The sequence below is a fragment of the Roseibium aggregatum genome, assembly GCF_014692675.1.
Classification (GTDB): domain Bacteria; phylum Pseudomonadota; class Alphaproteobacteria; order Rhizobiales; family Stappiaceae; genus Roseibium; species Roseibium aggregatum_C.
Window position 1 is genome coordinate 1 of the sequence record NZ_JABFCZ010000026.1, and the last position, 24,393, is coordinate 24,393.

At 60.4% G+C, this 24,393-nt stretch carries 30 protein-coding genes and 1 pseudogene; 16 read left to right on the top strand and 15 right to left on the bottom strand.

Annotated elements, in window-relative coordinates; translation table 11 throughout:
* Positions 1–509: 509 nt before the first annotated feature.
* The 5 genes from HK439_RS21055 to HK439_RS21075 form a co-directional block, all read right to left on the bottom strand.
* Entirely contained in the window at positions 510–1,070 is a 561-nt protein-coding gene (locus HK439_RS21055; protein WP_190293457.1) for a type 1 glutamine amidotransferase domain-containing protein, read from the bottom strand.
* A 60-nt stretch (positions 1,071–1,130) separates the two neighbouring features.
* Positions 1,131–1,361 carry a hypothetical protein gene (locus tag HK439_RS21060; RefSeq protein WP_190293458.1) on the bottom strand — a complete coding sequence of 77 codons (231 nt, stop codon included), beginning with the start codon at positions 1,359–1,361 and terminating at the stop codon, positions 1,131–1,133.
* 204 nt (positions 1,362–1,565) lie between these two features.
* Entirely contained in the window at positions 1,566–1,844 is a 279-nt protein-coding gene (locus tag HK439_RS21065) for a hypothetical protein (RefSeq protein ID WP_190293537.1), read from the bottom strand.
* Positions 1,845–1,846: 2 nt separating this feature from the next.
* Positions 1,847–2,011, bottom strand: coding sequence for a DUF1328 family protein (locus tag HK439_RS21070; RefSeq protein WP_190293459.1), 165 nt, complete (start codon positions 2,009–2,011; stop codon positions 1,847–1,849).
* 229 nt (positions 2,012–2,240) lie between these two features.
* Positions 2,241–2,525, bottom strand: a complete 285-nt coding sequence (locus HK439_RS21075) for a hypothetical protein (RefSeq protein ID WP_190293460.1) — start codon at positions 2,523–2,525, stop codon at positions 2,241–2,243.
* Between the two features lie 440 nt (positions 2,526–2,965).
* On the opposite strand from HK439_RS21075, the gene HK439_RS21080 reads away from it, so the two are divergent.
* The 3 genes and pseudogenes from HK439_RS21080 to HK439_RS21090 form a co-directional block, all read left to right on the top strand.
* Entirely contained in the window at positions 2,966–3,295 is a 330-nt protein-coding gene (locus HK439_RS21080; protein ID WP_190293461.1) for a hypothetical protein, read from the top strand.
* Positions 3,296–3,393: 98 nt separating this feature from the next.
* Positions 3,394–3,597, top strand: a complete 204-nt coding sequence (locus HK439_RS21085) for a hypothetical protein (RefSeq protein ID WP_190293462.1) — start codon at positions 3,394–3,396, stop codon at positions 3,595–3,597.
* Positions 3,598–4,035: 438 nt separating this feature from the next.
* A pseudogene (locus HK439_RS21090) lies at positions 4,036–4,392 on the top strand (DUF3141 domain-containing protein); the annotation flags it as partial.
* Here HK439_RS21090 and HK439_RS21095 read toward each other — a convergent pair.
* Both HK439_RS21095 and HK439_RS21100 read right to left on the bottom strand, forming a co-directional pair.
* A complete protein-coding gene (locus HK439_RS21095) occupies positions 4,383–4,541 on the bottom strand; it encodes a MerR family DNA-binding transcriptional regulator (RefSeq protein WP_190293463.1) in 159 nt (52 codons plus the stop codon). The pseudogene HK439_RS21090 and the gene HK439_RS21095 sit on opposite strands and share 10 nt — an antisense overlap.
* Positions 4,542–4,553: 12 nt before the next feature.
* Positions 4,554–7,064 (bottom strand): heavy metal translocating P-type ATPase, encoded by a 2,511-nt coding sequence (locus HK439_RS21100; protein WP_190293464.1) that lies wholly within the window; start codon positions 7,062–7,064, stop codon positions 4,554–4,556.
* A 154-nt stretch (positions 7,065–7,218) separates the two neighbouring features.
* Between HK439_RS21100 and HK439_RS21105 the strand changes: the two genes are divergently transcribed.
* The 12 genes from HK439_RS21105 to HK439_RS21160 all read left to right on the top strand — a co-directional run bounded on the left by HK439_RS21105 (position 7,219) and on the right by HK439_RS21160 (position 17,628).
* Positions 7,219–7,425 carry a heavy-metal-associated domain-containing protein gene (locus tag HK439_RS21105; RefSeq protein ID WP_190293465.1) on the top strand — a complete coding sequence of 69 codons (207 nt, stop codon included), beginning with the start codon at positions 7,219–7,221 and terminating at the stop codon, positions 7,423–7,425.
* Positions 7,426–7,671: 246 nt separating this feature from the next.
* Positions 7,672–10,041, top strand: coding sequence for a copper-transporting P-type ATPase (locus tag HK439_RS21110; protein ID WP_190293466.1), 2,370 nt, complete (start codon positions 7,672–7,674; stop codon positions 10,039–10,041).
* A 61-nt stretch (positions 10,042–10,102) separates the two neighbouring features.
* A complete protein-coding gene (locus tag HK439_RS21115) occupies positions 10,103–10,795 on the top strand; it encodes a methyltransferase family protein (protein WP_190293467.1) in 693 nt (230 codons plus the stop codon).
* Positions 10,796–11,196: 401 nt separating this feature from the next.
* Positions 11,197–11,502 (top strand): hypothetical protein, encoded by a 306-nt coding sequence (locus tag HK439_RS21120; protein ID WP_190293468.1) that lies wholly within the window; start codon positions 11,197–11,199, stop codon positions 11,500–11,502.
* Between the two features lie 52 nt (positions 11,503–11,554).
* Complete coding sequence (locus HK439_RS21125; protein ID WP_190293469.1) at positions 11,555–12,178, top strand: c-type cytochrome; 624 nt, start codon at positions 11,555–11,557, stop codon at positions 12,176–12,178.
* A 4-nt stretch (positions 12,179–12,182) separates the two neighbouring features.
* The gene (locus tag HK439_RS26715; RefSeq protein ID WP_209011971.1) at positions 12,183–12,743 is read left to right on the top strand and encodes a c-type cytochrome; all 561 of its coding nucleotides are present in this window, start codon (positions 12,183–12,185) and stop codon (positions 12,741–12,743) included.
* Positions 12,744–13,282: 539 nt separating this feature from the next.
* Entirely contained in the window at positions 13,283–13,486 is a 204-nt protein-coding gene (locus HK439_RS27395; RefSeq protein ID WP_190293470.1) for a hypothetical protein, read from the top strand.
* Positions 13,483–13,926 carry a hypothetical protein gene (locus tag HK439_RS21140; protein WP_190293471.1) on the top strand — a complete coding sequence of 148 codons (444 nt, stop codon included), beginning with the start codon at positions 13,483–13,485 and terminating at the stop codon, positions 13,924–13,926. The genes HK439_RS27395 and HK439_RS21140 overlap by 4 nt, the downstream gene beginning before the upstream one ends.
* Before the next feature lie 289 nt (positions 13,927–14,215).
* On the top strand, positions 14,216–15,274 hold the full coding sequence (locus HK439_RS21145) for a beta-propeller fold lactonase family protein (protein WP_190293472.1): 1,059 nt from the start codon (positions 14,216–14,218) through the stop codon (positions 15,272–15,274).
* 64 nt (positions 15,275–15,338) lie between these two features.
* Entirely contained in the window at positions 15,339–15,830 is a 492-nt protein-coding gene (locus HK439_RS21150) for an EF-hand domain-containing protein (protein ID WP_190293528.1), read from the top strand.
* A 90-nt stretch (positions 15,831–15,920) separates the two neighbouring features.
* Positions 15,921–16,433 carry a c-type cytochrome gene (locus HK439_RS21155; protein ID WP_190293473.1) on the top strand — a complete coding sequence of 171 codons (513 nt, stop codon included), beginning with the start codon at positions 15,921–15,923 and terminating at the stop codon, positions 16,431–16,433.
* A 547-nt stretch (positions 16,434–16,980) separates the two neighbouring features.
* Complete coding sequence (locus HK439_RS21160; protein WP_328804212.1) at positions 16,981–17,628, top strand: isoprenylcysteine carboxylmethyltransferase family protein; 648 nt, start codon at positions 16,981–16,983, stop codon at positions 17,626–17,628.
* 196 nt (positions 17,629–17,824) lie between these two features.
* Here the strand turns inward: HK439_RS21160 and HK439_RS21165 are convergent, their stop codons facing one another.
* Genes HK439_RS21165 through HK439_RS21175 form a run of 3 tightly spaced genes read right to left on the bottom strand, consistent with a single transcriptional unit; the run spans position 17,825 to position 21,074 of the window.
* Positions 17,825–18,112, bottom strand: a complete 288-nt coding sequence (locus tag HK439_RS21165; RefSeq protein WP_190293474.1) for a copper-binding protein — start codon at positions 18,110–18,112, stop codon at positions 17,825–17,827.
* A gap of 32 nt (positions 18,113–18,144) precedes the next feature.
* Positions 18,145–19,539, bottom strand: coding sequence for a multicopper oxidase family protein (locus HK439_RS21170; RefSeq protein ID WP_190293530.1), 1,395 nt, complete (start codon positions 19,537–19,539; stop codon positions 18,145–18,147).
* A gap of 26 nt (positions 19,540–19,565) precedes the next feature.
* Complete coding sequence (locus tag HK439_RS21175) at positions 19,566–21,074, bottom strand: TolC family protein (protein WP_190293475.1); 1,509 nt, start codon at positions 21,072–21,074, stop codon at positions 19,566–19,568.
* Positions 21,075–21,306: 232 nt separating this feature from the next.
* On the opposite strand from HK439_RS21175, the gene HK439_RS21180 reads away from it, so the two are divergent.
* Positions 21,307–21,888 (top strand): hypothetical protein, encoded by a 582-nt coding sequence (locus HK439_RS21180; RefSeq protein ID WP_190293476.1) that lies wholly within the window; start codon positions 21,307–21,309, stop codon positions 21,886–21,888.
* Here the strand turns inward: HK439_RS21180 and HK439_RS21185 are convergent.
* From HK439_RS21185 to HK439_RS21205, 5 genes are read right to left on the bottom strand one after another with little or no spacing between them, the layout of a single operon-like run.
* Entirely contained in the window at positions 21,883–22,371 is a 489-nt protein-coding gene (locus HK439_RS21185) for a c-type cytochrome (RefSeq protein ID WP_190293477.1), read from the bottom strand. The genes HK439_RS21180 and HK439_RS21185 overlap by 6 nt on opposite strands.
* Positions 22,368–23,036, bottom strand: a complete 669-nt coding sequence (locus HK439_RS21190; RefSeq protein ID WP_190293478.1) for a L,D-transpeptidase — start codon at positions 23,034–23,036, stop codon at positions 22,368–22,370. Before HK439_RS21190 ends, HK439_RS21185 begins: the two co-directional genes overlap by 4 nt.
* A gap of 10 nt (positions 23,037–23,046) precedes the next feature.
* Complete coding sequence (locus HK439_RS21195) at positions 23,047–23,511, bottom strand: DUF411 domain-containing protein (protein ID WP_190293479.1); 465 nt, start codon at positions 23,509–23,511, stop codon at positions 23,047–23,049.
* Positions 23,504–23,812, bottom strand: a complete 309-nt coding sequence (locus HK439_RS21200) for a DUF2933 domain-containing protein (RefSeq protein ID WP_190293480.1) — start codon at positions 23,810–23,812, stop codon at positions 23,504–23,506. Before HK439_RS21200 ends, HK439_RS21195 begins: the two co-directional genes overlap by 8 nt.
* The gene (locus HK439_RS21205) at positions 23,809–24,318 is read right to left on the bottom strand and encodes a L,D-transpeptidase (RefSeq protein WP_190293481.1); all 510 of its coding nucleotides are present in this window, start codon (positions 24,316–24,318) and stop codon (positions 23,809–23,811) included. Before HK439_RS21205 ends, HK439_RS21200 begins: the two co-directional genes overlap by 4 nt.
* Between the last annotated feature and the right edge of the window lie 75 nt (positions 24,319–24,393).

Here is a 24,393-nt window from a genome sequence, read left to right on the forward strand (position 1 = left end):
GGGCGACGAAGCGAAGACGTTCCTCCATAACGGACACCTCTTTCCACGGCATCGACACCTCCCGCAAAAACGAAAAGTGTTACCTATGTGTCCGGAACGTTTTGTCACCTATCTCTCAGGTCGGGCATTCTGAAAATCCATGGATGTTCGGTGCTCGTCTCATGAACCTCACGTGCGACGCACGCATGCTCGGCCGAAACGTCCGCCATGCATTGGTTCCTTTCGAGACCTTCAGGTCCTCATAGACCGATATCAGCGGTCGAGTGCGGCTCCTGAGGAGACAGGTCCGGAATTCATCTGCAAGAATGGAAAAATGATCGACCGTCCGGGCATCGACCGGCTTCCTGGCGGCTCATGGCACCAGAAAACGTCATGCAAGATGCCGCCGCATCTGCCTGATATGCGGCCGATACCCTGTTGGACTGGCGAGGGATCCTTGATCCCGTTCCTTGTGCCGCAGAACGCGACGCCGAGCAGTCTGCCCTCAACCGGGGCGCCGCCGGACTGCCTCAAGCGGCTTTTCGGCGGTGCTTGCCTTCACGGATTTCCTCGACGATCTTGGCGACGAACGCATCAAGGTCTCCGGGAGAACGGCTGGTGATAATACCTTCCGACACCGCCACCTCCTTGTCGACCACATGGGCTCCTGCGTTGACAAGGTCCGTCCGGATGGAGTGGTAGCTCGTCATTTCCCGGTCTTTGACCACGCCGGCTTCGATGAGCAGCCAGGGCGCATGACAGATCGCTGCAACGACCTTCCCCCTGTCAACGAACTCCCTGATCTTGCCGACCGCCGTTTCGTCGACACGTAAAAGGTCGGGGTTTATCTGTCCGCCGGGAAGGACCAGCGCATCGTAGTCATCCACGTTCACGTCGCCGATCTTCAGATCCGCGCCGACTTCGCGGCCCCAGTTCTTGTCCTTCCAGCCTTTGATCGGGCTTCCGTCGGGGCTGGCGACATGAACCGTCGCGCCCTGGTCCTGGAGGTTTTCGAGGGGAACTTCCAGTTCCGACTGTTCGAAACCGTTGGTCGCGATGATGACAATTCTGGCTTCGGTAATCTGTGGCATCACATTGTCTCCTGTTGCGCCCCCTGCCCCTCAAACCAATCTGAAAACTTACGCCGCGCCCTAGCGGTTGCCTTTGCCAAGCTCCTCACGAGCGCGCCTGTCCTTGTCGAGCTTTTCAAAGCTTTCGATGACGCCCCTGTCCGGTTCCCGCTTCACGTCCGGAACCGCCTTGCGCTGGTTGCGTACGTTCTCCTGATCGTCTGCCTGTAGACGGTTCATGCCCATCTCTTCCTGGGCGATGTCGGTTTGCTGCAATTTCCTTGCTGTTTGAACCTTGCGTTTGTCGGTCATGACATCTCTCCTTCCGACCGGTGAACAAAGTGAAGCCATATGAGTTCCATGGCATTTGGCACAGGAGGGGCATCGAGACAGGAACGCTCCGCTCACGCTGCCCTTGCCATGATCCCATCGGTCTCGTCGGCGAAGATCTTCGGATGGAGGTCATGAATCGCTTCCCCGAGCGCGTACGGATCCGGTCCCGATATGGCGGGCTCCTCAGTCGTAGCTCGCCAGAACCAGGAAAAACGCGAGGAGGCCGATGGCCGCCAGGCCGCTGACGAAGATTGCCCGGTTCCAGCGTTTTTCGAGTATGATTTCGCCTTGGCGCGTATTGTCCGCTCCTTGGCTCGTTCGTTTCCCGGTATTCTGCATGACAATTTCCTCTGAAACGGGACTCTCACCCATCGGAGCTGTTCCGGCCAATCGCAGGACCTCCACCTGGGACACGGAAAGAGGAAACGTCAGGCGCAAGCGCGACCGGGACAGCGTCGACACGATCAGGCGACCGCGACAATCCCGAGGAGCAGCGAGACCAGCAGGATCGCCAGAACAATGAAGATCAGGATCTGGGCGACCGAGGCAGCCGCGCCGGCCAGCCTCGGCAATCCGAAGAGACTTGCCGCCGCAGCAACGATTAGAAGGATGAGAATCCATTTCAACATGACCTGACCTTTCACAATTGCCGCCGAGCCATATACGGCTTCGGCTCTTTCCTTCCTTAAGGAAACGGGCCAGCTGCCTTCGGGTTCCTTTTTTTGAGGAGATGCACCCGGGTGCGGAGGCGTTGACCAGGGTGCGAACCCGCAAAATTACGTTTCCTGATCGATCCGAAGGCCGGCAGCGGAAAGCCACGTCAAAGCCATTGCCGCATTGACGCCTGAAAGCGGAATTTCATGAGTCCGCCCCCTTGCTCCGGGAACTTCGCTTCCCTGCCGCCACCTTCGAGGAGGCAATCGCAAGGATCGCCCGGATCTCCCGAGCCCTGGCCTCCTGCACGGCGAAATCAGAGGTCGGGATGGCGCCAGGATCCTCCTCCCCGTCGTGAACCTCAGCCTCCTGTTCCAGCCGGCTTTGAAAACCGGTGTCTTCCTCGAACCGTGCACTGAGCAGCCGCGTCAGCAACTCGCGGTGCGCGCTTAATATGCCTTCGATTTCCTTGTCCTGGATCTCGACCATGGGAATGTCTCCTTGTTGAGGCTGACGCCCGATCTTCCGCGTGCAGTTCGGCAACCGCCTTTGTGCGGCTACGGGCCTTCAGATCGATGACTTTCCGCCCGTCAGCGCCACCATTGCGCGTGGGGAAAGCCGCACAGCTATCCACCATCCTCAGTCGCCGACGATCTTAGAAGACTGTCGATCCGGCTAGTCGTTTAAGCCCGCGGCCCTGCCAGGCGGTTCGGCATTTTTGGAGAAATCCCGCCGGGCGACCGGGCCTTCGGGTTTTCGCGCGAGGGCATACATATGGGCGGATTTCTTTTCCTTCGTACCGGACAAGCCTCACGACCTGCCGGAACTCCCGGCTCGTCGGCCATATAACGATCAACGTTTCTCCCGCTGAACGGTTCCGGCAACGTCGTGACCCGGGAACTTTTCCGGCTCCGAACCGTTAGCGCAGTATGACCAGGAAGATTTACAAGCTCAGCCCCATCGCCCCCGAATGGGATCCCAACTGGGATCTTGCACCGGAACAGGGAGTAGTCGTGGTGCGCGCGGAATCGCCGGCGGATGCACGCGTCGTCGCAAGCGAGGCCGAACCGGACTTTCTCGAGGCCGATGCCCATCCGGGCGAAGATGACTCGACGCGCGAAGCGAGCGCCTTCCGCAACGAAAAGCTCTATTCCGTTACGGAGATCCCAGACGGTTCTTTTCCGCAAAGCGGACCGCGTGAGTTGCTCGCCGGAACCATCAGCAATCCCCTCAAGACAACGAAAATCCCCAGGGGATAGGACGGTGTGCCCGGCCACCGGTGCACGGGCTTCTGCCGTAGCAAGAAAAACCTTTCCGGCGCGGCATTCTTCTTTCCAGATCACCGATGGAGACAACGATGTCTGACAGTGCAAGGAACAATGACCCGGAACGCATGGCCGAGACGAATCGCCTCAATCGAGACATCGCGCAGGAAGCCGGAACCGACAGCGAACTTGAATCCATTGTGCCGCCCGTATCGCAAACCGGAAACTGGTGGCGTATCGGTGCTGCCATTTGTCTGGTGCTGGTGCTTCTGATTATTGCGTCATTCTTTATCTGAATGTTCATGGCCGGCGGCACCCGTGGCACCTTCAAATCATCCAAACACAAGTCTTTGATGGGCGGAACAAAACGGTGCAAAAGGGCCCCGTCATCGCGTTTTTTTTCGGCGGCCGTTCTTTGTGTGACCATTGTAATTGCGGTTCAGACCACCCGAACAAGGTGCATCACAATTCTGCAAACCGAAAAACCTCCTATGTGGTCCGATGCCGGAACAATAGTGGTTTTCGCTGCACATATTGCTGCACAAACGCTGATTAAAACCCGCGAAATTGATCATTTCTAACCTGCATACGAGTCCGGCCTGAACCCGCCCTTCCAAAAATATCGCAGAATTACGACGTGCAATCCAAGTACGCCCGATCGGGTCGCGGGTACTTGGACATTGCTGCTGTGCATTTGGTCTGACCTGGATACCTTATATTCCGAACGGGACTTGCTTGAGGACTATATCGATGCGGACAAACAGCCGGTCATCGTTGTCGACCCCCGCGCGGGCCATGGCCTGGGCATAGGCGGCTTCAAACGCGATTCAGAGGTCGGCATGACGATGCGGGAAGGCCATCCGGTCTACTTCGTCATATTCTATCCGGAGCCGGAGCCGGGACAGACCCTGATGGATGTCGTCCATGCCCTGAGGCACTTCGTCGAAGAGGTGGCGCGCCGCCATCCGGACAGCCCGCCGGTCCCTTACGGAAATTGCCAGGCCGGCTGGGCGGTGACACTGCTGGCAGCCGATTGCCAAGGTCTGACGGGGCCGATCGTGCTGAACGGTTCGCCGGTATCCTACTGGGCGCTAAGAAAGGCCAGCTTGTGAAGATCCCCCTCCTGGAAACTCCAATAGCCGTTGTCTCCTCTTAAGGGTTTGATCAGCCCGATACCCTGGCAATACCGGATCGTCTGTGCCGGAACGCCGGACAGCTGTGAAACGCCGCCGATATTCATGATCGCTCTCCGTTATTCGGCCGCTTCCGCCAATGAGGCTGTAAAATGCGGTGCCGGGGTTTCGGCTTCGTCCATCGGGGGCGTGATCCGGCGCAGGCGCAGCGCGTTCGTCAGCACGAAGACCGAGGACAGGGCCATGGCGGCTGCGGCAAGGACCGGTGACAGCAGGAGCCCGAAGGCCGGGTACAATACGCCCGCGGCGACCGGGATCAGCGCCGTGTTGTAGCCAAACGCCCAGAACAGGTTTTCCCGGATGTTGGCCATGGTCCGCTTCGACACCTCGAAAGCATTGACCACGCCGCGCAGGTCGCCCGACATCAGCACGACATCGGCGGATTCGATGGCCACGTCCGTGCCGGTGCCGATGGCGATGCCCACATCCGCATGGGCGAGCGCGGGCGCATCGTTGATACCGTCGCCGACAAAGGCGATTTTCCGGCCGACCCCGCGCAGCTTCTGAAGCGCGTCAACCTTGCCTTCGGGAAGCACACCGGCAACGACATGGTCGATGCCCGTCTCCGCGGCAATGGCCTCGGCCGTTTCGCGCTTGTCGCCGGTGATCATGGCGACCTGGAGCCCCTGTGCATGAAGGGCTGCAATCGCGGCACGGCTTGCCGGCTTCACCGGGTCTGCGACGCCCATCACCGCGGCAATCCGGCCGTCGATAGCGGCAAAGAGCGCGGTCCGGCCGCGCCTGGCCAGGCCGGTTTCAACCTCGGCCAAAGACCCCAGGTCGATACCCTCACGGCTCATCAGGCGGTCCGCGCCGACGATCACCTGCGCTCCGCCGGCGGTCGCCTTTACGCCGTAACCGGTGATGGAGGCGAAATCGGCCACGTCGACCTGTGCAACACCTTCGCTGCGCGCCGCCCATACGATGGCGGCGGCAATCGGGTGTTCCGAGCGGTCCTCGACCGCCGCAACCCGGGCCAGAACGTCGGCGCGGTCGAACCCTTCCGCCAGCACAAGGTCGGTCAGTTCCGGCCGGCCTTCGGTCACCGTGCCGGTCTTGTCGAGCGCGACGACCTCCACCGAGGTCAGTTGCTGCAGGGCGTCGCCCTTTCTGAACAACACACCCATCTCGGCGGCGCGGCCTGTGCCAACCATGATCGAGGTCGGCGTGGCAAGGCCCATGGCGCAGGGACAGGCGATGATCAGTACGGAAACGCCTGCGACCAGCGCCAGCGTCAGTGCAGGACTGGGACCGAAGATCAGCCACACCAGCACCGTCAGAGCCGCAACCGACATGACGACGGGGACGAACCAGAGGGTGATGCGGTCCACCAGCCCCTGGATCGGCAGCTTTGCCCCCTGCGCTTCTTCGACCATGCGGATGATCTGGGCAAGCGTGGTGTCGGCTCCGACCCGGGTGGCCCGGAACTGAAAGGCACCTGCCCCGTTCACCGTCCCGCCGGTAACGCCGGCGCCCGGCGTCTTTGAAACAGGCACCGGCTCGCCGGTGATCATGCTTTCATCGACGTGGCTTTCGCCTTCCGTCACTTCGCCGTCGACGGCGATACGCTCGCCCGGGCGGACGACCACGATATCGCCGGCATGCAGGTCTTCGATCGCGAGCTCGACCGGTTCGCCGTCGCGCAGAACCCGCGCGGTGCGAACCTGAAGGCCGAGCAGCTTCTGGATCGCCGCGCCGGTGCGCCCCTTGGCACGCGCTTCCAGAAATCTGCCGAACAGGATCAGCACGACGATCACGGCCGCTGCCTCGTAATAGACCGAACGGACGGCGTCGGGCAGCAGCACCGGAAAGAAGGTTGCAATCACGGAATAGGCATAAGCCGCTGCCGTGCCGACGGCGACGAGGCTGTTCATATCCGGAGCGCCCTTCAAGAGCGCCGGAATACCCTTGAGATAGAAAGCACGTCCCGGCCCGGCCAGGACGGCGGTCGTCAGGGCGAACTGGATCAGCCAGCTTGTCTGGTGTCCGATCGTCTGCCCGATCAGGTCGTGCATTCCCGGGATCACGTGACTGCCCATTTCCATCACGAAGACCGGCAGAGCGAGCACGGCGGCCAGGACAACCCGGCGGGCAAGCGCCCGCGCCTCTTCCTCCTTGCGGGCGGCACGGTCCTGGGTGGCACTCGCCTCGGCAATTTCCGCCGGATATCCGGCAGAAGTCGCCGCAACGGCCAATGCGGCTGGACCGGTCATGCCTTCCAGGTAGGAGACCGTTGCCGTCTCGGAGGCGAGATTGACGTTGACCTCTGTCACGCCGGGGACCGCGGACAGCGCCCGGTCCACCCTGCCGACACAGGACGCGCAGGACATGGAACCGACGTTCAGTGTCACGCTGGCGCGGCGCGCGGGATACCCGAGTTCATCGAGGCGCTGTGCCGCCGTCATCAGCCGCTCTGGGCCGTCGACCGTCAACTGGGCGGTTTCGCTGGCAAGGTTGACCGATACGTCGCTCACGCCTTCCAGAGCGGCCAAAGCGCGATCCACGCGCCCGACGCAAGATGCACAAGACATTCCCTCGATGGAAAGTGTTGCATGGGTTTCGCTGGACATGTCGTCTCCGATTTTCGAATTTCCACGAAAATAGGGTTTCCAGTCACTGGAAGGTCAAGGCCAGCAGAAATAAAACTTTGAACGGTTCTCGGATCTTGACCTTCCACCAACTGGAAACTCCATATTCGAAGCATTCCAGCAAAGGAGCACTGCCATGAGATTTCATGTACCCGATATGAGCTGCGGCCACTGCAAGGCGGCTATCGACACCTCCGTCAAGGGCGCCGACGGCTCGGCCCAACTGGATTTCGATATGGAAAACCGGATCGTCTCAGTCGAAAGCCAGCTCTCGACCGACCAGGTCCTGGCCGCTCTGAAAACGGCCGGGTATGACGCTTCACCGGCCCAAGCGGCCGTTTGATTCCGACTGCACCGCAGGATCGGACGGTGATACCGGTCGGCAGGCCCGCCGTTGGCCGGAAAGTATCACCGTGCGGCCTTCTCCATCACGGTACGGGCACTATTTTCTGTTGCAGTCACTCTGGCCCGCCACCATTCGGAGCGCTTGCGGCTTTGGTGGCAAAGCCCGTTTTATCGAGCTGAAACGAAACGCCCTGCTCGTCCCGAATGCCACGGCCGGCGCATCTAGAATCGGAGAGAGCCAGAAATGTCGTCCCATGAGACCCATGGCTCACATACCCCGGCCGCGACGTCCGGGTATGGGGCCGAGACGGTATACACCTGCCCGATGCATCCGGAGATACGGCAACCGGAGCCCGGCGACTGTCCGAAATGCGGGATGCATCTGGTTCCCGAGAGCGAAGCCGGCCATCACCATCACCATCATGAACATGAAAGTGGTGACGCCGCGTCCGCGAAAGGCGGCCAATACGACACGGTCCCGGCGGGATATTCCGGAGCGGTCTATACCTGCCCGATGCACCCGGAAGTTCGCCGTACCGAACCGGGATCCTGTCCGATCTGCGGCATGGGCCTGGAGCTTGAAAGCGCGACGATGGCCGACGAGGGGCCGAACCCCGAACTCGTGGATTTCACGCACCGGCTCTGGGTCGGCACCGTTCTGACCGTTCCCCTGCTCGTCTTCACCATGGGCCCCTATGTGGGCCTGTCGGGCGTGCGCGACATCTTCGGCGAACGGATAACTCTCTGGATCGAACTGGTGCTGGGAACGCCCGTCGTGCTGTGGTGCGGCTGGCCTTTCCTCAAGCGCGGCTGGAATTCGTTCCGTTCGCTCAATCTCAACATGTTCTCGCTCATCGGCATGGGTGTCATGGCCGCCTGGACCTTCAGCGTGGTCGCGGTTCTGGCTCCCGGGATCTTTCCCGACGGATTCCGGGACGCCGAGGGTCACGTCGGCGTCTATTTCGAGGCGGCTGCCGTCATCGTGGTCCTGGTGCTTCTCGGTCAGGTTATGGAACTGCGCGCGCGCGAAGGTACCGGCAAGGCCATCAAGGCGCTTCTGGACATGGCTGCCAAGACCGCGCGGGTAATCCGCTCCGATGGCAGCGAGGAAGAGGTCCCGCTGGAGGATGTCCAGATCGGCGACCGGCTGCGCGTTCGCCCGGGCGACAAGGTCCCGGTCGACGGCGTCGTGACCGACGGCCGTTCCTCGGTCGACGAAAGCATGATCACCGGCGAGCCGGTGCCGGTCGAAAAGACGCCGGGCGATCCGGTAACCGGAGCGACGATCAACGGTACGGGCAGCCTGATCATGGAGGCGACGCGCGTCGGCGCCGACACCATGCTCAGCCAGATCGTCGAAATGGTCGCCAACGCGCAGCGCAGCCGCGCCCCGATCCAGAAATACGCCGACAAGGTCGCCGGCTGGTTCGTGCCGACGGTCATCGGCATCGCGGTTCTCGCCTTCATAGGCTGGGCGGTCTGGGGACCGGCTCCTGCCCTGTCCTATGCCCTTATCGCCGCAGTGGCCGTGCTCATCATTGCCTGTCCCTGCGCGCTCGGGCTTGCCACGCCCCTGTCGATCATGACCGCAACGGGACGCGGCGCGCAGTCGGGCGTGCTGATCAAGAACGCCGAAGCACTGGAACGCTTTGAAAAGATCGACACGCTGATCGTCGACAAGACCGGGACGCTGACCGAGGGCAAGCCCCGGCTGGTCGCAGTCCTACCGGAGGACGGCCACGACGAGGAAGAAGTGCTGCGCCTGGCCGCGACCCTGGAAAAAGGGTCTGAACATCCGCTGGCCGAGGCAATCGTCGCCGGTGCGGAAGAACGCGGTGTAAAACTTGGAGAGGCCGGAGACTTCGAGGCCGTCACCGGCAAGGGCGTCAAGGGTACGGTCGACGGCAAGAGCGTCGCTCTCGGCAATCTGAAGCTCGTGGAGGAGCTCGGTCTCCAGGTCACCGCACTTGCAGACAAGGCAAACGCCCGGCGCGACGAGGGCGAGACGGTGATGTTTGTCGTGCTCGAAGGCGTGATCGCAGGTCTCGTCGGTGTCGCCGATCCGGTCAAGGAGAGCACACCGGCGGCGCTGAAGGCCCTGCATGAACTCGGCTTCCGCATCATCATGGCCACCGGCGACAACGAACGGACCGCGAAAGCGGTCGCCGCGCGGCTCGGCATCGATGAAATCCGCGCCGACGTCCTGCCCGAAGACAAGGCACGCATCATCAAGGAACTGCAAACGGCCGGCCGCAAGGTCGCAATGGCCGGTGACGGGGTGAATGACGCCCCGGCCCTGGCGCAGGCCGATGTGGGCATCGCCATGGGCACCGGCGCGGATGTGGCCATTGAATCGGCGGGGTTCACCCTGGTCAAAGGCAACCTCGACGGCATCGTGCGCGCCCGCAGGCTCGCTCGCGCCACCATGCGCAACATCCGGCAGAACCTGTTCTTCGCGCTGATCTATAACGCTGCGGGCCTGCCCGTCGCGGCAGGCGTGCTTTACCCGGTTCTCGGCATCCTGATCAGCCCGATGTTCGCCGCTTTCGCCATGAGTGCATCGTCCATTTCCGTGGTTCTCAATGCATTGCGCCTGAGAGGAGCAAAAATCTGACACGGGAAGCGAACAACCGGCAGGCTCTCGTCGATGAAGTGCCCCGCGAATGGAGAGCCTCATGATCCCGTCCAGCGGATCCTATGGGCTCTGGTCCCTGGTATTCGTCAACTCGGCGATATTCATCGTTTTTGCCTTCAGTTTCTTCAAGCCGAAGACCGCGCGGGACTGGCGCAGTTTTGGGGCCTTCAGCGCTTTCGTCCTGGCGCTCTTTACGGAAATGTATGGCTTTCCCCTGACGATCTATCTGCTTTCAGGCTGGCTCCAGACATTCAACCCGGACATCAACTGGTATTCCCATGTCAGCGGGCATCTCCCGGAGATGTTTTTGGGATGGCAGGCGAACCCGCATGCCGGCTTGTTCCACATCGCCAGCTTCATATTCATCGGATGCGGTTTCTGGCTGCTCGCGGTGGCCTGGCGCCACCTCTGGAAGGCGCAGCGAAAAGATCGACTGGCCGTGACCGGTCCCTATGCCCGAATGCGTCATCCGCAGTACGCAGGTTTCGTGCTGATCATGTTCGGCTTTCTGGTGCAGTGGCCGACCATCCTGACGCTCGTAATGTTTCCGGTGCTTGTCTGGATGTACGTACGCCTCGCCCGCCGCGAGGAGGCCGACAGTCAGGCGCGTTTCGGAGAGGACTGGGAAAGCTACTCAGGCCGCGTCCCAGCATTTTTCCCGTTCCGGTCAGCTCCCGACAGGGACGAGGAAAATGCGCGTCGACGTTCGACGGAGAATTTCAAGCGGAAATGACATCCTCTCCGGGAGTTTCGCGCGCCTGCGCCTGCAGCAATCCATATCGCCTAGAACGTTGTAGCCGCGGAAAACCGCCGCGGCTCCGCAGAAACATTCCCCTGGGATCGACATGAAGCCGGACGTCCTCCGGCATCAATGAGAAATTATTCATTTTTTTCAGAAGGATATCGACTTAAAGAGCAACATTGCGAATATGTTTGCTCACCGGCCAACCGGGATTCGGGTTAAGACTTCAGTCATTTACATCTACGATATCTACATCTCTGACATCGTCCGAATCTGTCGGACAGTCTGCCTCTGTTTCAGTTCGGCACGAATGCCATTTATGTGACACAAACGCCGGTTAGATCGTCGGGAAATCCAATGAAGGTCGGTTTATGATTCGCCTTGGCAGACTGTTGGCATATCTTTCGGTCATCATGTTGATGATGTCGGGTGGTTCGTTCACCCATGCCGCAGAGGCGCACGACCATCTCGCGGCCGCATCACATGCGGCCACGACGCCGCATGCACATACGGACAAGAGTTCGCTCGACACATCCGCCAGTGCGGAACTCCACTGCGGCGCTTCAATCCTGTCTCTGGCGAAAGAATACCGGCTGCCCATGTGCAGCAATGCGCTGGACCTTGCCGCGCACGGGGACGCCGCGATCAGACCCGCCAGCCATTCCTTCGAGCCTCCCCCGCCACGCACAGCCTCTTGATTCTCTTACGAGCGGCAACGCCGCATCACATCGAATTCAAGAGGAAATTTACATGAAGAAATCAGTTGTATTTGCCGGATGCGCAATCGCCATTTCCGGTCTGTCCACGCTTGCGCTGGCCCATTCGGGCGCGACGGGAATCGTCAAGGAACGTATGGACGGCATGAAGGCCATGAGCGATGTGGTCAAAACGCTGTCCGCCATGATGCGCGGAGATACGACCTATGACGCCGATACCGTCCGCAAGGGCGCGGCCGTTATCCGTTCTCACGCCGGACGGGATTTGACGAGGCTCTTTCCGGAAGGAAGCCGGGAACACGGGTCCGAGGCAAAGCCCGAAATCTGGTCGAACTGGCAGGCGTTCTCAGACCTGGCAGGCCAGCTTGAAGTGTTTGCCGAAGGTCTTGAGGCTGCGGCCGGCAACGGCCTGATGGCGAACGGCGGTGGCCACATGATGCAGAACGGCCAATCCGGCATGATGGGCGGGTCCGGCATGATGGGCGGCTCCGGCATGATGGGTGGCTCGGGGATGATGGGCGGTTCCGGTATGATGGGTGGCGCATCAGGCATGATGAATGCCGATCAGCTTGCGCAAATGCCGGCCGACGGCGTGTTCAACATGGTCACGCAAACCTGTTCGGAATGTCACACCAGGTTCCGGACCGAAGAGAACTGACAACATGAAGAGAGTGTTGCTGTTTCTCTCTCTCGCCACTGTCGTTGTAGTGGCGAGCGGCGCGGCCGTGTTCAAACAACCGATAGATATCGAGGCCAAGGTGCCTCCACTGACCGGTGACGCGAACCGCGGGGCCTATCTGGCCCGTATGTCAGGCTGCATCGCCTGTCACACGAACGCAGAACAAGGCGGCGCGCCTCTTGCGGGCGGCCTTGCTCTCAAGACCGATTTCGGGACGTTCTATTCTCCGAACCTGACCACGGACCGCGAAAACGGGATCGGGGACTGGTCGATAGAGGACTTCGCCAGGGCCGTCCGCCATGGTGTATCGCCGGAGGGCAAGCCCTATTATCCGGCGTTCCCCTATCCTTTCTACGGGACGTTTTCCGATCAGGATATCGCCGATCTCTGGGCCGCGTTCCAGACTGTTCCGCCGGTTGCCCAACCGTCGAAACCGCATGACCTCGGCTTCCCGTTCGGTATGCGGGACGGTCTTAAACTCTGGCGAGCCGCCTATCTCGACGACACGTCTTTTGTCCCTGATCCGGAAAAGACCGAGAAATAGAACCGCGGCAAGTTCATCGTCGAGGGCCCTGCCCATTGCGGCGCCTGCCATACGCCCCGCAATTTTGCAGGTGCTCGGCAGGCGGAACTGGCCCTGCACGGCGCGGACGGACTGCCGAATGGCGGTAAATCCCCACCGATCACGGCAACCGCCTTGGAAAAAAGGGGATGGACCGTCAAAAATCTCGCCTACGCACTTCGCACGGGCATCCTCCCGGATGGCGATGCTTTCGGAGGATCGATGGGTGAGGTCGTTCGGGACGGGACCAGGTTCCTGCAACAGGACGACCTTGAGGCAATCGCAACCTATCTGATGAACAAGGACTGATCTCCATGCTCCGGACCAGTCGTCGTTTCATCAAGTCGGCTTCGGCACTGGCGTTGTCATCGGCTCTGCCGGCTTTTGTCAGGCCGGTTATCGCCGGGGACGGCTTTCTTGAAATTACGGCTGGTCCATCAGGACCGAAGCTTTTCCGGGAGGACAGTCCTTCATCGGATCTGTGAACGTATAATGGCAATGCGCCCTGACCCGAAATCCGGGTGCATTGCGGAAATCGCGTCAGGGCGCGTTTTGTCAACAATCTGGAGGAGCCAAGTTCCATACACGGCCATGGCATTCGGATCGACACCGCCAACTCCGTGTTGCCACATGCTCGAACATGCCGCCGCAGGTATGAAGACCTGGCTCAAGGTGACTCAGTTCCCTACGGGCTCGCTGATCCCCCCATGTGCCCGGCCTGTTGATCGATATCAATACATTCAGATCGCCAGATGTTACTGTTGTCGATATTGGAGGAAACTGGAACATCCCGATGCCGAGCTCCCAAAAAGGCAAGTATCTCGGTTTGGCGACCGCAAAAAGCCGCTCGGCAGGTGTTCTTGTGTGTCTGCTCGCCGCAGTGATATTGCTGTTTGGTCATATTGAACCGGCTTCAGAATCTACGGCGCAATCGGGCTATTCCATTTCCCTTGCAAATCCGGCGACCGGTCATTTGCCATTACATGCGGCAGGCGCGGCCGTGCATTGCGCACATCACGGAAACTGCACTTTCAACGGTGTCATTCCCCAAAGCGCCGCGTATGAGTTCGAATCCGCATTGCCCAACACTCTGGCCAATGACTGGTTTGGCACGCCGCGCGTGATCTCTCCGCCCAAACAGCCTCCCAAATCTTTCCTCGTCTGAGCGCCGCGCCAAGCGGCGGCACTGGTGCGCGCGATACTTTTCTTGTGCTGAACCGTGCTCGTTCTCGCTCCCCTTTTCGAACAACCATCAACTGGTCTGGTCGATGAGGACGGCTCCATGTGAATGTTCGGGGGGATTGCTCCGCAAATCCCGCATTCAGATGGCTGAGCACTGAAACCGGCACGGGCCCAAGAGCGGAATGCGAGTTCCCGGTAGCGCTTTGCACCTCCCCTCGAAGTCAAACAGCATCGAAAAGCCGTCCTTTAAATGGAAGGCCGGGAGAAATCACATGAACAGATACACACGGATCATCGTCCAAACCCTGGCGGTTACGTCGTTCGCATTCGGCACCGCAAGAGCCGCGACCGTTTTTATTCCGGAAGGAAGCGCCGGTGCGGTCGTCGTCGTCGACGCCCAGACCGACAAGATAGTGAACCGGCTTTCCGAACTGCCGGATGTTCACGGCCTGGGCGGATCGGACGGAAACCGTTACCTCGTCGCGGGCAGCTTCTCCGAGCATCCGGCAGATGAGATGCCTGAAGTCGCCCGTCCGGCCAATGTTTCGGAAAGCGAACATGCGAAACACCATGGTGCCGGCGCCCGTCAGAAATCGCCAGATGGCGCGATCAGCATTCTCACAATCCTCGATGCGTCGACAGGCAATTCGGTTCGGCGTCTCGAAGTGCCCGGCGCGGTCCATCATGTCTCGGTATCGCCCGATGGCCGGTATGCCGTTGCGACCCATCCCAACGGCGACGGGGTCAGCATCATCGACCTCAAGACCCTGACGGTGGTTGGCTTCGTCCCAACCGGATCCCTGCCCAATTATGCAGTGTTCAGCCCCGACAGCAGCCGGGCCTATGTCACCAACAGCGGGGACGGAACGATCAGCGAGATCATGGTCGAGCACCAGATGGTACGCCGCACCCTGCCCGCCGGCGACAGTCCGGAGCACATCGTGATGAACGAGGACGGTACGGCGCTCTATGTTGCGAACGTCGACGCCGGCACCGTATCGGAACTCGCTGTCGAAAGCGGAAACATCCGCCGCTCATTCGAGATTGGCGGTCTGTTGCACGGGCTGGACATCACCGAAGACGGTCAGACCCTTTTCGTCAGCGGCAATGGCGAGGACAAGCTCTCGGCGGTGGATCTGCCCTCGGGCAATATCCGAAGCGTTCCTATCGGTCCTGCTCCCTATCACCTCACGGTCATCGACGGTACCGACAAGCTCTATGTGTCGAGCCGGGACGAGCCCCTCGTCTGGGTCGTTGATCGTCGAAACCTGACGATGCTGGGGACCATTCCCATCGAAGGAGAAGGACACCAGATGGTCGTCCTTCATTAAGTGAATTTCCTCTCACTCCGGATCGCCAAAACACAATCGGATCCGTAACCAACGGAGACTACAGATGAAAAAGTTCCTTCTATCTTCAGCATGCGTCATCGGAATTGCCTCTATGGCCGGCGCCGCACAGGCACAGCAAGGCAGCCCGATGATGGGAAAATCCGGTTCGGGTATGATGACGGATCAGGACAATGACCAGACCCGGCCGATGCCCGGCTACGGATACGACCGGCGCGGCACGATGCCCTGGGGCTACGGCCACATGGGACCGGGCATGATGTACGGCCGTGGCGGGGGCTACGGCATGGGTCCCGGCATGATGGGTGGCCGCGGATGGGGCTACGGCGGCATGGGACCCGGCATGATGGGTCCCCGGATGATGATCCTGATGATGGACACCAACGGCGACGGCAAACTCTCCCTGGACGAATTCCAGGCGATCCAGGGCCGGATGTTCAAGTATCTCGACAAGAACGGCGACGGTCAGCTCACACCCGATGAGATCCACAACCATTGGCAGGACGACGACGGGGATGAAAGCGGCGACGCCCAATAAGTCCTCGAACTCACCTCTCCACGTCGATACGGGCACCGGAAGCTTGTCTCCGGCGCCTGTCCCGAACCGTCAAACGGAAGGAATAAACCCATGAAACCTGTCACGATTACCGCACTGGCAAGTGTGCTCACACTCCTGGCTGCGGTGCCGACGGCCTATGCGACAATGCATGGGGACGAAACGGCAATGTCACCCCGTCGCATGGTCAGTCCCGGCCTGATGATGCCGCAAATGGATCCGGCCCGTGGCCGGGTGCTGTTCGCGAGCAAGGGCTGTGTCGTCTGCCACTCCATCAACGGGGTCGGCGGCGAGGATGCCCCGGCACTCGATGCCGATACCATGCCGCTGCCGATGAACCCGTTCGAGTTTTCTGCGAAGATGTGGCTCGGCGCCGAAGCGATGGTCGCCATGCAACGCGAGGAGCTTGGTGCCCCGATCGAACTCTCCGGTCAGGAACTTGCCGACATCATTGCCTTCGTCCACGACGCGCCCGAGCAGAAGACCTTCTCGGTTTCCGACATCCCGGACTCGATCAAGGATCTAATGGAACACGATGAAGAAGGCGGTGATGAAAGTCATGAAGGCGAGGCCGGAAAAAACTGAGGCTTTGGCCGGCCGGATCGGACCCGCCCGGTAAACCCAGGCGGGACTTCGGAAAGAACAACCGCGCAGACACTATTTCGGCCAGACGTGCGCGCCTGGCCGATAAGCCGGCGGCTCCTTCGACCGACGATTTGCCTCAGACAGGCATCGACAAAGAGAGCGGCGAACGCCAATGCGGCGCAGGTTCGATTTGAATCAGTGGTTTTGCCCCCGCTCCCAGGAGTGGTATCGCGCGATTCATCGCCTTCGGAGCGGCAAGTATCCGCTAAACGCAATTCGATCTGGCAGGTTCGTATTGCTTGAATTCGATGAAACAATCGTGATTTGACGTTCCTCTCACTGGATAGCCCAGGCTCAAGCAAAATAAGGCACGCCGGTGTTGTTGCGGTGATGACTTCGCAGGACCCGTGAAAGTCTTTGCGCGTACAGAGGCGGAAGTACGTCGTCCGCTTCGTATACACGTCAAACCATAGACCCAGGTCTCGCCCCAATATTTCGGGTGAGTTTCCGGCGCCTTGCAGACAAGCGGCAACATGGAGGATCCGTAGTGATAGAGGGCTTTGAGGAATGGACGGGGCTGTGGTCCTATGCGGTTCTGATTATTGTTTTGGGAGCATGGGGCGCCTACCACTTCCTGGCGCCGAAAAGCTGGCGCGAATGGGCAGGGACCGGGCTTGTTCAGAGCTTTATCATTGCGCTCTACGCGGAAATGTACGGGTTCCCGCTCACCCTGTATTTTTTGGCTGGCATTCTGCCTGCGGAAACGACTCTGACCCACTCAAGCGGCCATCTCTGGGTGACGCTCTTGGGATATGGCAGAACAGGTGCAACGATCATAACAATCGTCAGCGCTGTTTTTATTCTGGCCGGGCTGCTCCTGATCGTAAAGGGATGGGTCAAGATATACTTTCTCGGCGATCGACTGCAGACCGACGGGGTCTACGGTCTCATGCGTCACCCGCAATACACCGGTATTTTCCTGTTGATTTTCGGACAGTTGCTGGATTGGCCTACGCTTCCGACGCTTGTGCTGACCCCCGTCATTGTCTGGCTCTACGTTCATCTCGCGCAGAAGGAAGAGAAGAAACTGCTTCGACAGTTCGGTGACAGTTACACCGACTATCGGCAACGCGTACCGATATTCTTCCCGAAACGGGACAACCTCTATCAATTCTGGACGCAGAGTGAGGTATGACGCATCGAAGAAAGTCCCGTGCGCCTTTGCTTCCCGACTTCGGCCATGGCGGCAGACGTCCGGCATCATGGCGGTCCAAAGCGCGATCGGAATCTTAAGACCGATCGCGCCTGGAAGATGTACATCGTCAGGATCGGAACGCCGCCGGCAGAAATGCGTCATGGAACGTCCGATGCAGATGTCAACGGGAAGGTATCTATTCCTTCAGTTCGATCACCGTCAGGTTGCCGTTGATCCTGTCCGCCACGAACTCGACCTCCTGACCTTCCTGAACCTTTTCCAGCATCGTGTCGTCCGCCATGCGGAACACCATGGTCATTGCGGGCATGTCGAGGTTCTTGAGTTCCTCGTGAATGATGGTGACCTTCTTGCCTTTCAAGTCGACCTTCTTCACGGTGCCCCTGGTATAGTCCGTGGCAAAGGCGGCGGTTGCGGCAACGGTGCCAAGGACCGCTGCAACGAGGAAACCGGTAAGCTTGTTCATTTCATTCTCCTGATAGCTAAGACAGATTGCGTTCACTTGTGTCCGGCATGGCCGGTATGGGAGGAGCCGGATCCGACCGTACGGGACGGCTGCGGCGCGGCCGCGGGAATATCCGCCCGGCTGGTTTCCGGCAGGTCGCCGGTCCACTCCCAGGCCTGGGTTCCGGGCGGGTTTTCGTACCAGCCGGGATCGCTGTAATCGCCGGCGGAGAGGCCTTCGCGCACCTTCACGACGGAGAACATGCCGCCCATTTCAAGCGGACCATGAGGCCCCCAGCCCGCCATCATCGGCACGGTGTTGTCCGGGATCGGCATGGCCATCTCCTCCATTTCCGCCATACCGTTGGTGCCCATGGGCATATATTCCGGCTGAAGCAGGCGGATCTTGCGCGCGAGCGCCGTCTTGTCCGCCCCGATGAAGGTCGGCACGTCATGGCCCATGGCGTTCATCGTATGATGGGACTTGTGGCAATGGATCGCCCAGTCCCCTGGATGCACGGCGTCGAACTCGTAGGCCCGCATCGCGCCGACCGGAATGTCGATCGTGACTTCCGGCCAACGGGCTTCCGGGCGCACCCAGCCGCCGTCCGTGCAAGTGACCTCGAAGTCGTATCCGTGCATGTGGATCGGATGGTTGGTCATGGTCAGGTTGCCGACACGCACCCGGACCCGGTCGTTCTTCGCGACCACCAGCGGGTCGATGTTGGGGAAGATCCGGCTGTTCCATGTCCACAGGTTGAAGTCGGTCATGGTCATGATCTTCGGCACATAGGAGCCCGGATCGATATCGAACGCGTTGAGCATGATCAGGAAATCGCGGTCGACCGGCATGAAGGCCGGGTCCTTCGGATGCACGATGAAAAACCCCATCATGCCCATGGCCATCTGGACCATCTCGTCCGCATGGGGGTGGTACATGAAGGTCCCGGATTTCACGAGGTCGAACTCGTAGACGAAGGTCTTTCCCGGCGGAATGCCGGGATGGGACAGACCGCCGACGCCATCCATGCCGGACGGCAGAATGAGGCCGTGCCAGTGCACCGATGTGTGTTCGGGGAGCCTGTTGGTCACGAAGATCCGGACCCGGTCTCCTTCCACCGCCTCGATGGTCGGGCCGATGGACTGACCATTGTAGCCCCAGAGATACGCGGTCATGCCTTCGGCGAGTTCCCGTTCCACCGGTTCCGCGACCAGATGGAACTCCTTCACGCCGTTGTTCATGCGGAAGGGCAGCGTCCAGCCGTTCAGGGTCACCACGGGATTGTAGGGCACGCCTGTGTCGGGGGCGCCTTTGGGAGCCTGGGTGGCCGGTCCGTCCATTATGGCTGCCTCCGGCAGGCCCATGTTGGACGTTTTCGCCCATGCGGCGGTGGATACGAGGGCGGCTCCGGTTGCGCCCGCGCCCAGAAGCTGACGTCGGTTCATCATCATCCTGTTCCTTTGACCGGTATCCATCAGTGACCTCCCCCTTCGGCCGCAGCCACGTTGATGGCGGCACCGGTGCGGGCGCCCTCCATCGGCCCCGCACCGTATGTGGCGGCCGCCAGATCCGCTTCGGCGAGCCAGAAGTTCCTGCGGGCGTTGACGGCCATCAGCTGGGTGTCGATGCGGGCCCGGGTGTCGGCGAGAAGGTCGAAGGTGTTGGTGATCATGCCGTTGTAGGTCAGCAGGCTCTCCTCCTCGACCGCCTTTCGAAGCGGCAGCACGGCGTCGCGGTAATGTCGGGCAATCTCGTGGGAGGACCTGTAAGCGGTGTAGGCCGAGCGGGCTTCGGAGCGGATGTTCACCGCCTTTTCCGCCAGGCCGTTCGCCGCCTGCATGTAGGCGTATTCCGCCTTGCGCATCCGCGCCTTGCCGCTGTCGAATATCGGAATGGCGAATTCCAGCTCGATCTGGGGCGTCACGATGGTCTTTTTCGTCTTCTTTTCCTCCAGATCCGGGCCATTGAGCTCGTATTCGGTCTCGATTTCCCGCTCCGCCTCCACGCCGGCGATCAGTTCCAGGTCGGTGACGTATCTGGTGGCTTCCGTCAGGCGATAGCTTTTGGCGACGGCCTCCAGTTCAAGCCTTGCGACCTGCAGGTCGATGCGGTTGCGCAACGCATCTGCCTCGATCGCCGGATTGCCGCGCGGAGCCCTGGGCAGGGCAGGCAGGCTGTCGGGCACGAAATACTCGACGTCCTGCCCCCACAATCCCATCAGCCGGGTGAGCCGCTCCTTTGCCAGCCTTGCGGCCAATCGGGCTTCCGCCTTCTGGCCGGTCAGTTCCGCATAGAAGGCGTGTTCGCGCGCCTGTCCCGCCTTGGGCATGGCCCCCGTCTCGCCCAGCTTCTGGGCGAGCTGCGATGCCGCGTCCGCGGCAACCTGGGCCTGGTTGAGATTGGCAACCGTTTCGAATGCGGCAACGGCATCGATCCAGGCGCGCCGAGTTTCCGCCGCAAGCGCAAGCGTATCGCCGATCGCAACGGCCTGCGCCTGGCGAAACCGGGCATCGGAAACATCGACCCGCTGCTTTTGCGTCGCAAGGGACACAAGGTTGGCCGCGACCGTGCTTTCGATCGTGCGAAATCCGCTGATCTCGGGATGCGCCAAACCGAAGAGACCAACGGAAACGATCGGATTTTCCAGCATCGTGTCCTGCCATGCGTCGGCCGCGCTCATGCCCAGCGCCGCGTAGGACGCTTGCAGCCCGCGATTGTTCAGCAAAGCAACCTGGACCGCCGTCTCGGCGTTGATCGTCTTCTTGTGCACCATCTTGCGGACCCGTTCCGAGACCGCCTTCGACTGGGCCGCATTCTCGATCCAGACGGTCTCCTTGTTGCCGGTCCGCGCGGACGTGCCGGCAGAAACCGCCCGAAACCCGGGTTTCGCTTCGGAATAGGTAGCAACCTGCTCGGCCGAGACGCACCCCGCCAGCAGGGCGGCCGATGCCACCCACAGAAGGGGTTTGGTTGGGGTTCTCATCACGACCCACCTCCCCGGCCCGGTGCTTGCAGGTCGTTGAGCTGGCGCCATGAGCCGGGTTCAACGGGCCCCCGGGCCGTATAGCCCTCGGTTACCGAGGGCGGATAAAGGGCGTGGATGGCGGCATCCGGATCCTGCGGCCCCGGTCCTGCGGATGGGTCCGGCAACGGTGCCGTGGCTGCGCAGCCGCCGACCAACAGCGGCGAGAGCGCAGCAAAAATGCTTAGTCTCATTGAAACTCACTGATCTCGATATGCGGAATCCCGCCTCGGCAAAGGCGGTGCGCGATTTGCCCGGGTCAGACCCCGGTGCGAGATCAGTGTTTGGGTGGGTGGTCTACCCGGAAGCTGGACGCTTCCGTCAGCGAACCGGCCATCGGCGAATATGGCGCCAGTACCTTCCATCGGGAAAAGACCGGAACCTGGAGGATCGCCAGATCGACAAAACAGGAAGACTGACAACAAGGTTCGGAAGAGAATTTGCCGTTGCTATCGGCCTTGCCGGCCGGGCAATCGATTCCGAGGGACTGCTTATCACCGGCTACCTGCGTATGGTGCATGTGACCCATGACCCGGGCCGCTTCGGAGGTCTCTGCGGGGAGCTTTTCAGCCAGGCCATGCGCATTCGCTCCCGGAAGAAGGGTTCCGAGAAGGAAGATGCCAGCAATGAGGACATGAAGCAGGTTGCGCACAGGTCACCTAACCGGAGAACAGAAATTTTCTATCGAGGGCCCGATTGGGCAGCAATTGAATTATCCGTGATTGCGGCATTTCCGCCCTGCTTCCAATTCAGGCCTGAATACGATGCCCTATGACCGCGGATCCGCGGATTTGCGGTTGACCATGTCATGCTGTGCGCGAATGTTTTCGGGCCATTGATCCTTTATCCAGGCAAGCACGGCGATAATTTCCGCATCGCTCAGCGTACCTTCGAAGGCAGGCATGTTCGAGTTGAAATTCTCAAGGCCAATGGCTTTCGCGGTTCCGTATTTCGTGATTTCGAAGAGGAGTTCGTCCGCGTGATGCCAGGTGTGGCCGGTTTCGTCATGCGGAGGCGCCTTGAGCGTTTCGTCCGGATTGGCGGACTGCCAGTCAGGCTCTCCCTTCAAGTCGGCTCCATGACAAGAGGCGCAGTTCTGCGCATAAACTTCGGCGCCCTCACGAAGCAACTGCGGATCAACAGGATCACGTATCGCGGTGTCCGCATTGGTGCCGCGGTTCCAATAGGCCCCGGCCGCCAATGCAGCCGCGATCGGCAACCCCGCCAGCAAGTAGAGACCCCTTTTCGAACCGCTCATGCCAGCACCACCACCGGCGACCCGACAGGAACGCGCCCGTAAAGGTCGATAATGTCCTGGTTCATAAGCCTGACGCAGCCACTGGATACCGCGGTACCGATTGTCCAGTATTCCGCCGTTCCATGCAGACGGTAAAGCGTATCCTTGTTGCCTTCAAAAATATAAAGGGCCCTTGCGCCGAGCGGATTTTCCAATCCGGGCGCCATTCCGCCATTCCGCCAGCTCCATTGTTCGAGTTCCGGCTGGCGCTCGATCATCTCATCGGGCGGGGTCCATTTGGGCCACTCCGTCTTGCGCCCGATACGGGCCCTGCCCGCCCATTCGAACCCGGCACGCCCCAGGCCGACGCCATAGCGCATGGCCTTGCCGTTTTCCTGGACGAGGTAGAGATGAAATTTCGACGTATCGACGACCAGGGTGCCGACTTTTTCGGATGTCGCGTAATCAACCTGCTGGCGGTAGAAATGTTCGGGCACTTTTTTCAGGTTGATCGCCGGCAGCGGAAATCGTTCTTCCGGCATGGCCCGGTACATGGACAGGTATGCGGGATCGTCAGACAGTTGCACCGGTTTTGGCGAGGTATTGCCGGTAACACAGCCGCTGACGGCGAGCCCTGTGAGGCTCGCCGTTCCGGCAAGAAAAGATCGTCTGGTCAGATAGCTCATGCGTCCGCCGTCACTGACCTGCCTGGAAATACGGCTTCGGGCTTTCGGACGGCTTTTGACCGAGAGCATAGACCGTGTATTTCGCGTCCTTGTCATAGCCCATGCCGAGGGATCCGCTGGGCATGCCGGGCACCGCCAGGCCGCGAATGTCCGGCCGTTCGCTCATCATCTTGTCGATCGCTTCCAGCGGCACATGGCCCTCAAGGATATATTTCGTGCCGTTGCCCATCACGGCGGTGTGGCAGGCTTCCATGTTGTCCGGGATGCCGGCCTGTTTCTTGATCGCGGTCAGATCTTCCATGTCCTGTACAATCACCTTGTAGCCGGCTTTCTCGACGGCATCCGTCCAGATCTTGCAGCATCCGCACCAGGGGGACTTGAAGACGGTGATGGTGTTCTCGTCCCCTGCGTGAACCGGCAGGGAAAACAGGGAGCCGGCAAGGATTGCGGCTGCGAAGAGTTGAGTCCTAGTCATTTTCTTTAGTCTCGCTGCTTTGTGTGGAATGACATGATTTGCCCATGAAGCGGTGCATGACGAGATGCATGCCTATGCACCCCAGCATCGGCACGCCGAGAAGCAGTGTTTGTCCGATTGTCTGTCCGGCGGGTGCGGACCAGATCAGGATTCCGGTTCCCGCGACCATGGCCGCACAACAGGCCATCATGAAAAGATTGTGCCCGGTCAGAAGGCTGCGCATGGAAAAGCCGTTTCGTTCTACAGACCTTTCCTGCGCGGCCGATGTACTCGCTACCGTGTTGGTGTCTTCAATCGTCATTGGATGATGACCTTTGCGCCCACGGGTACGCGCTCGAACAGGTCTTCGACATGCGCGTTGATCATGCGGATACAGCCGTTCGATACGGAACGCCCGATGGAGGACGGCTGGGTGGTGCCGTGGATCCGGTACATCGTGTCCCTCCCGTCCCGGTGCAGATAAAGGGCCCTGGACCCGAGGGGGTTGTTCGGCCCGCCCGGCACGCCGTTTGCGTACCGGGCATATTTTTTCGGGCTTCGCCTGATCATGTTGTCGGTCGGCCGCCAACTGGGCCACTTCGCCTTGCGACCGACCATGGCCTCGCCCTTGAGCGAGAGGCCCGCGCGCCCGACGCCGACGCCGTAGCGGCGCGCTGTTCCGGCGCTTTCCACGAGATACAGGAAGTGGTTCCCGGTTTCGATGACGATCGTCCCTGGTTCATAACCGGTATAGGAGACCGTTTGAGGTTCAAATTCGGGATTGATTTTGAACGGCTTTTTCGCAGTCGAGTGCGCAAAAGCCGGCATGGTCGCCGTAACCAGCGCAGCACTGGCCCCAGCCAATAGAAGTCGTCGGGATAACATCGTCCAACCTTTGAAAAC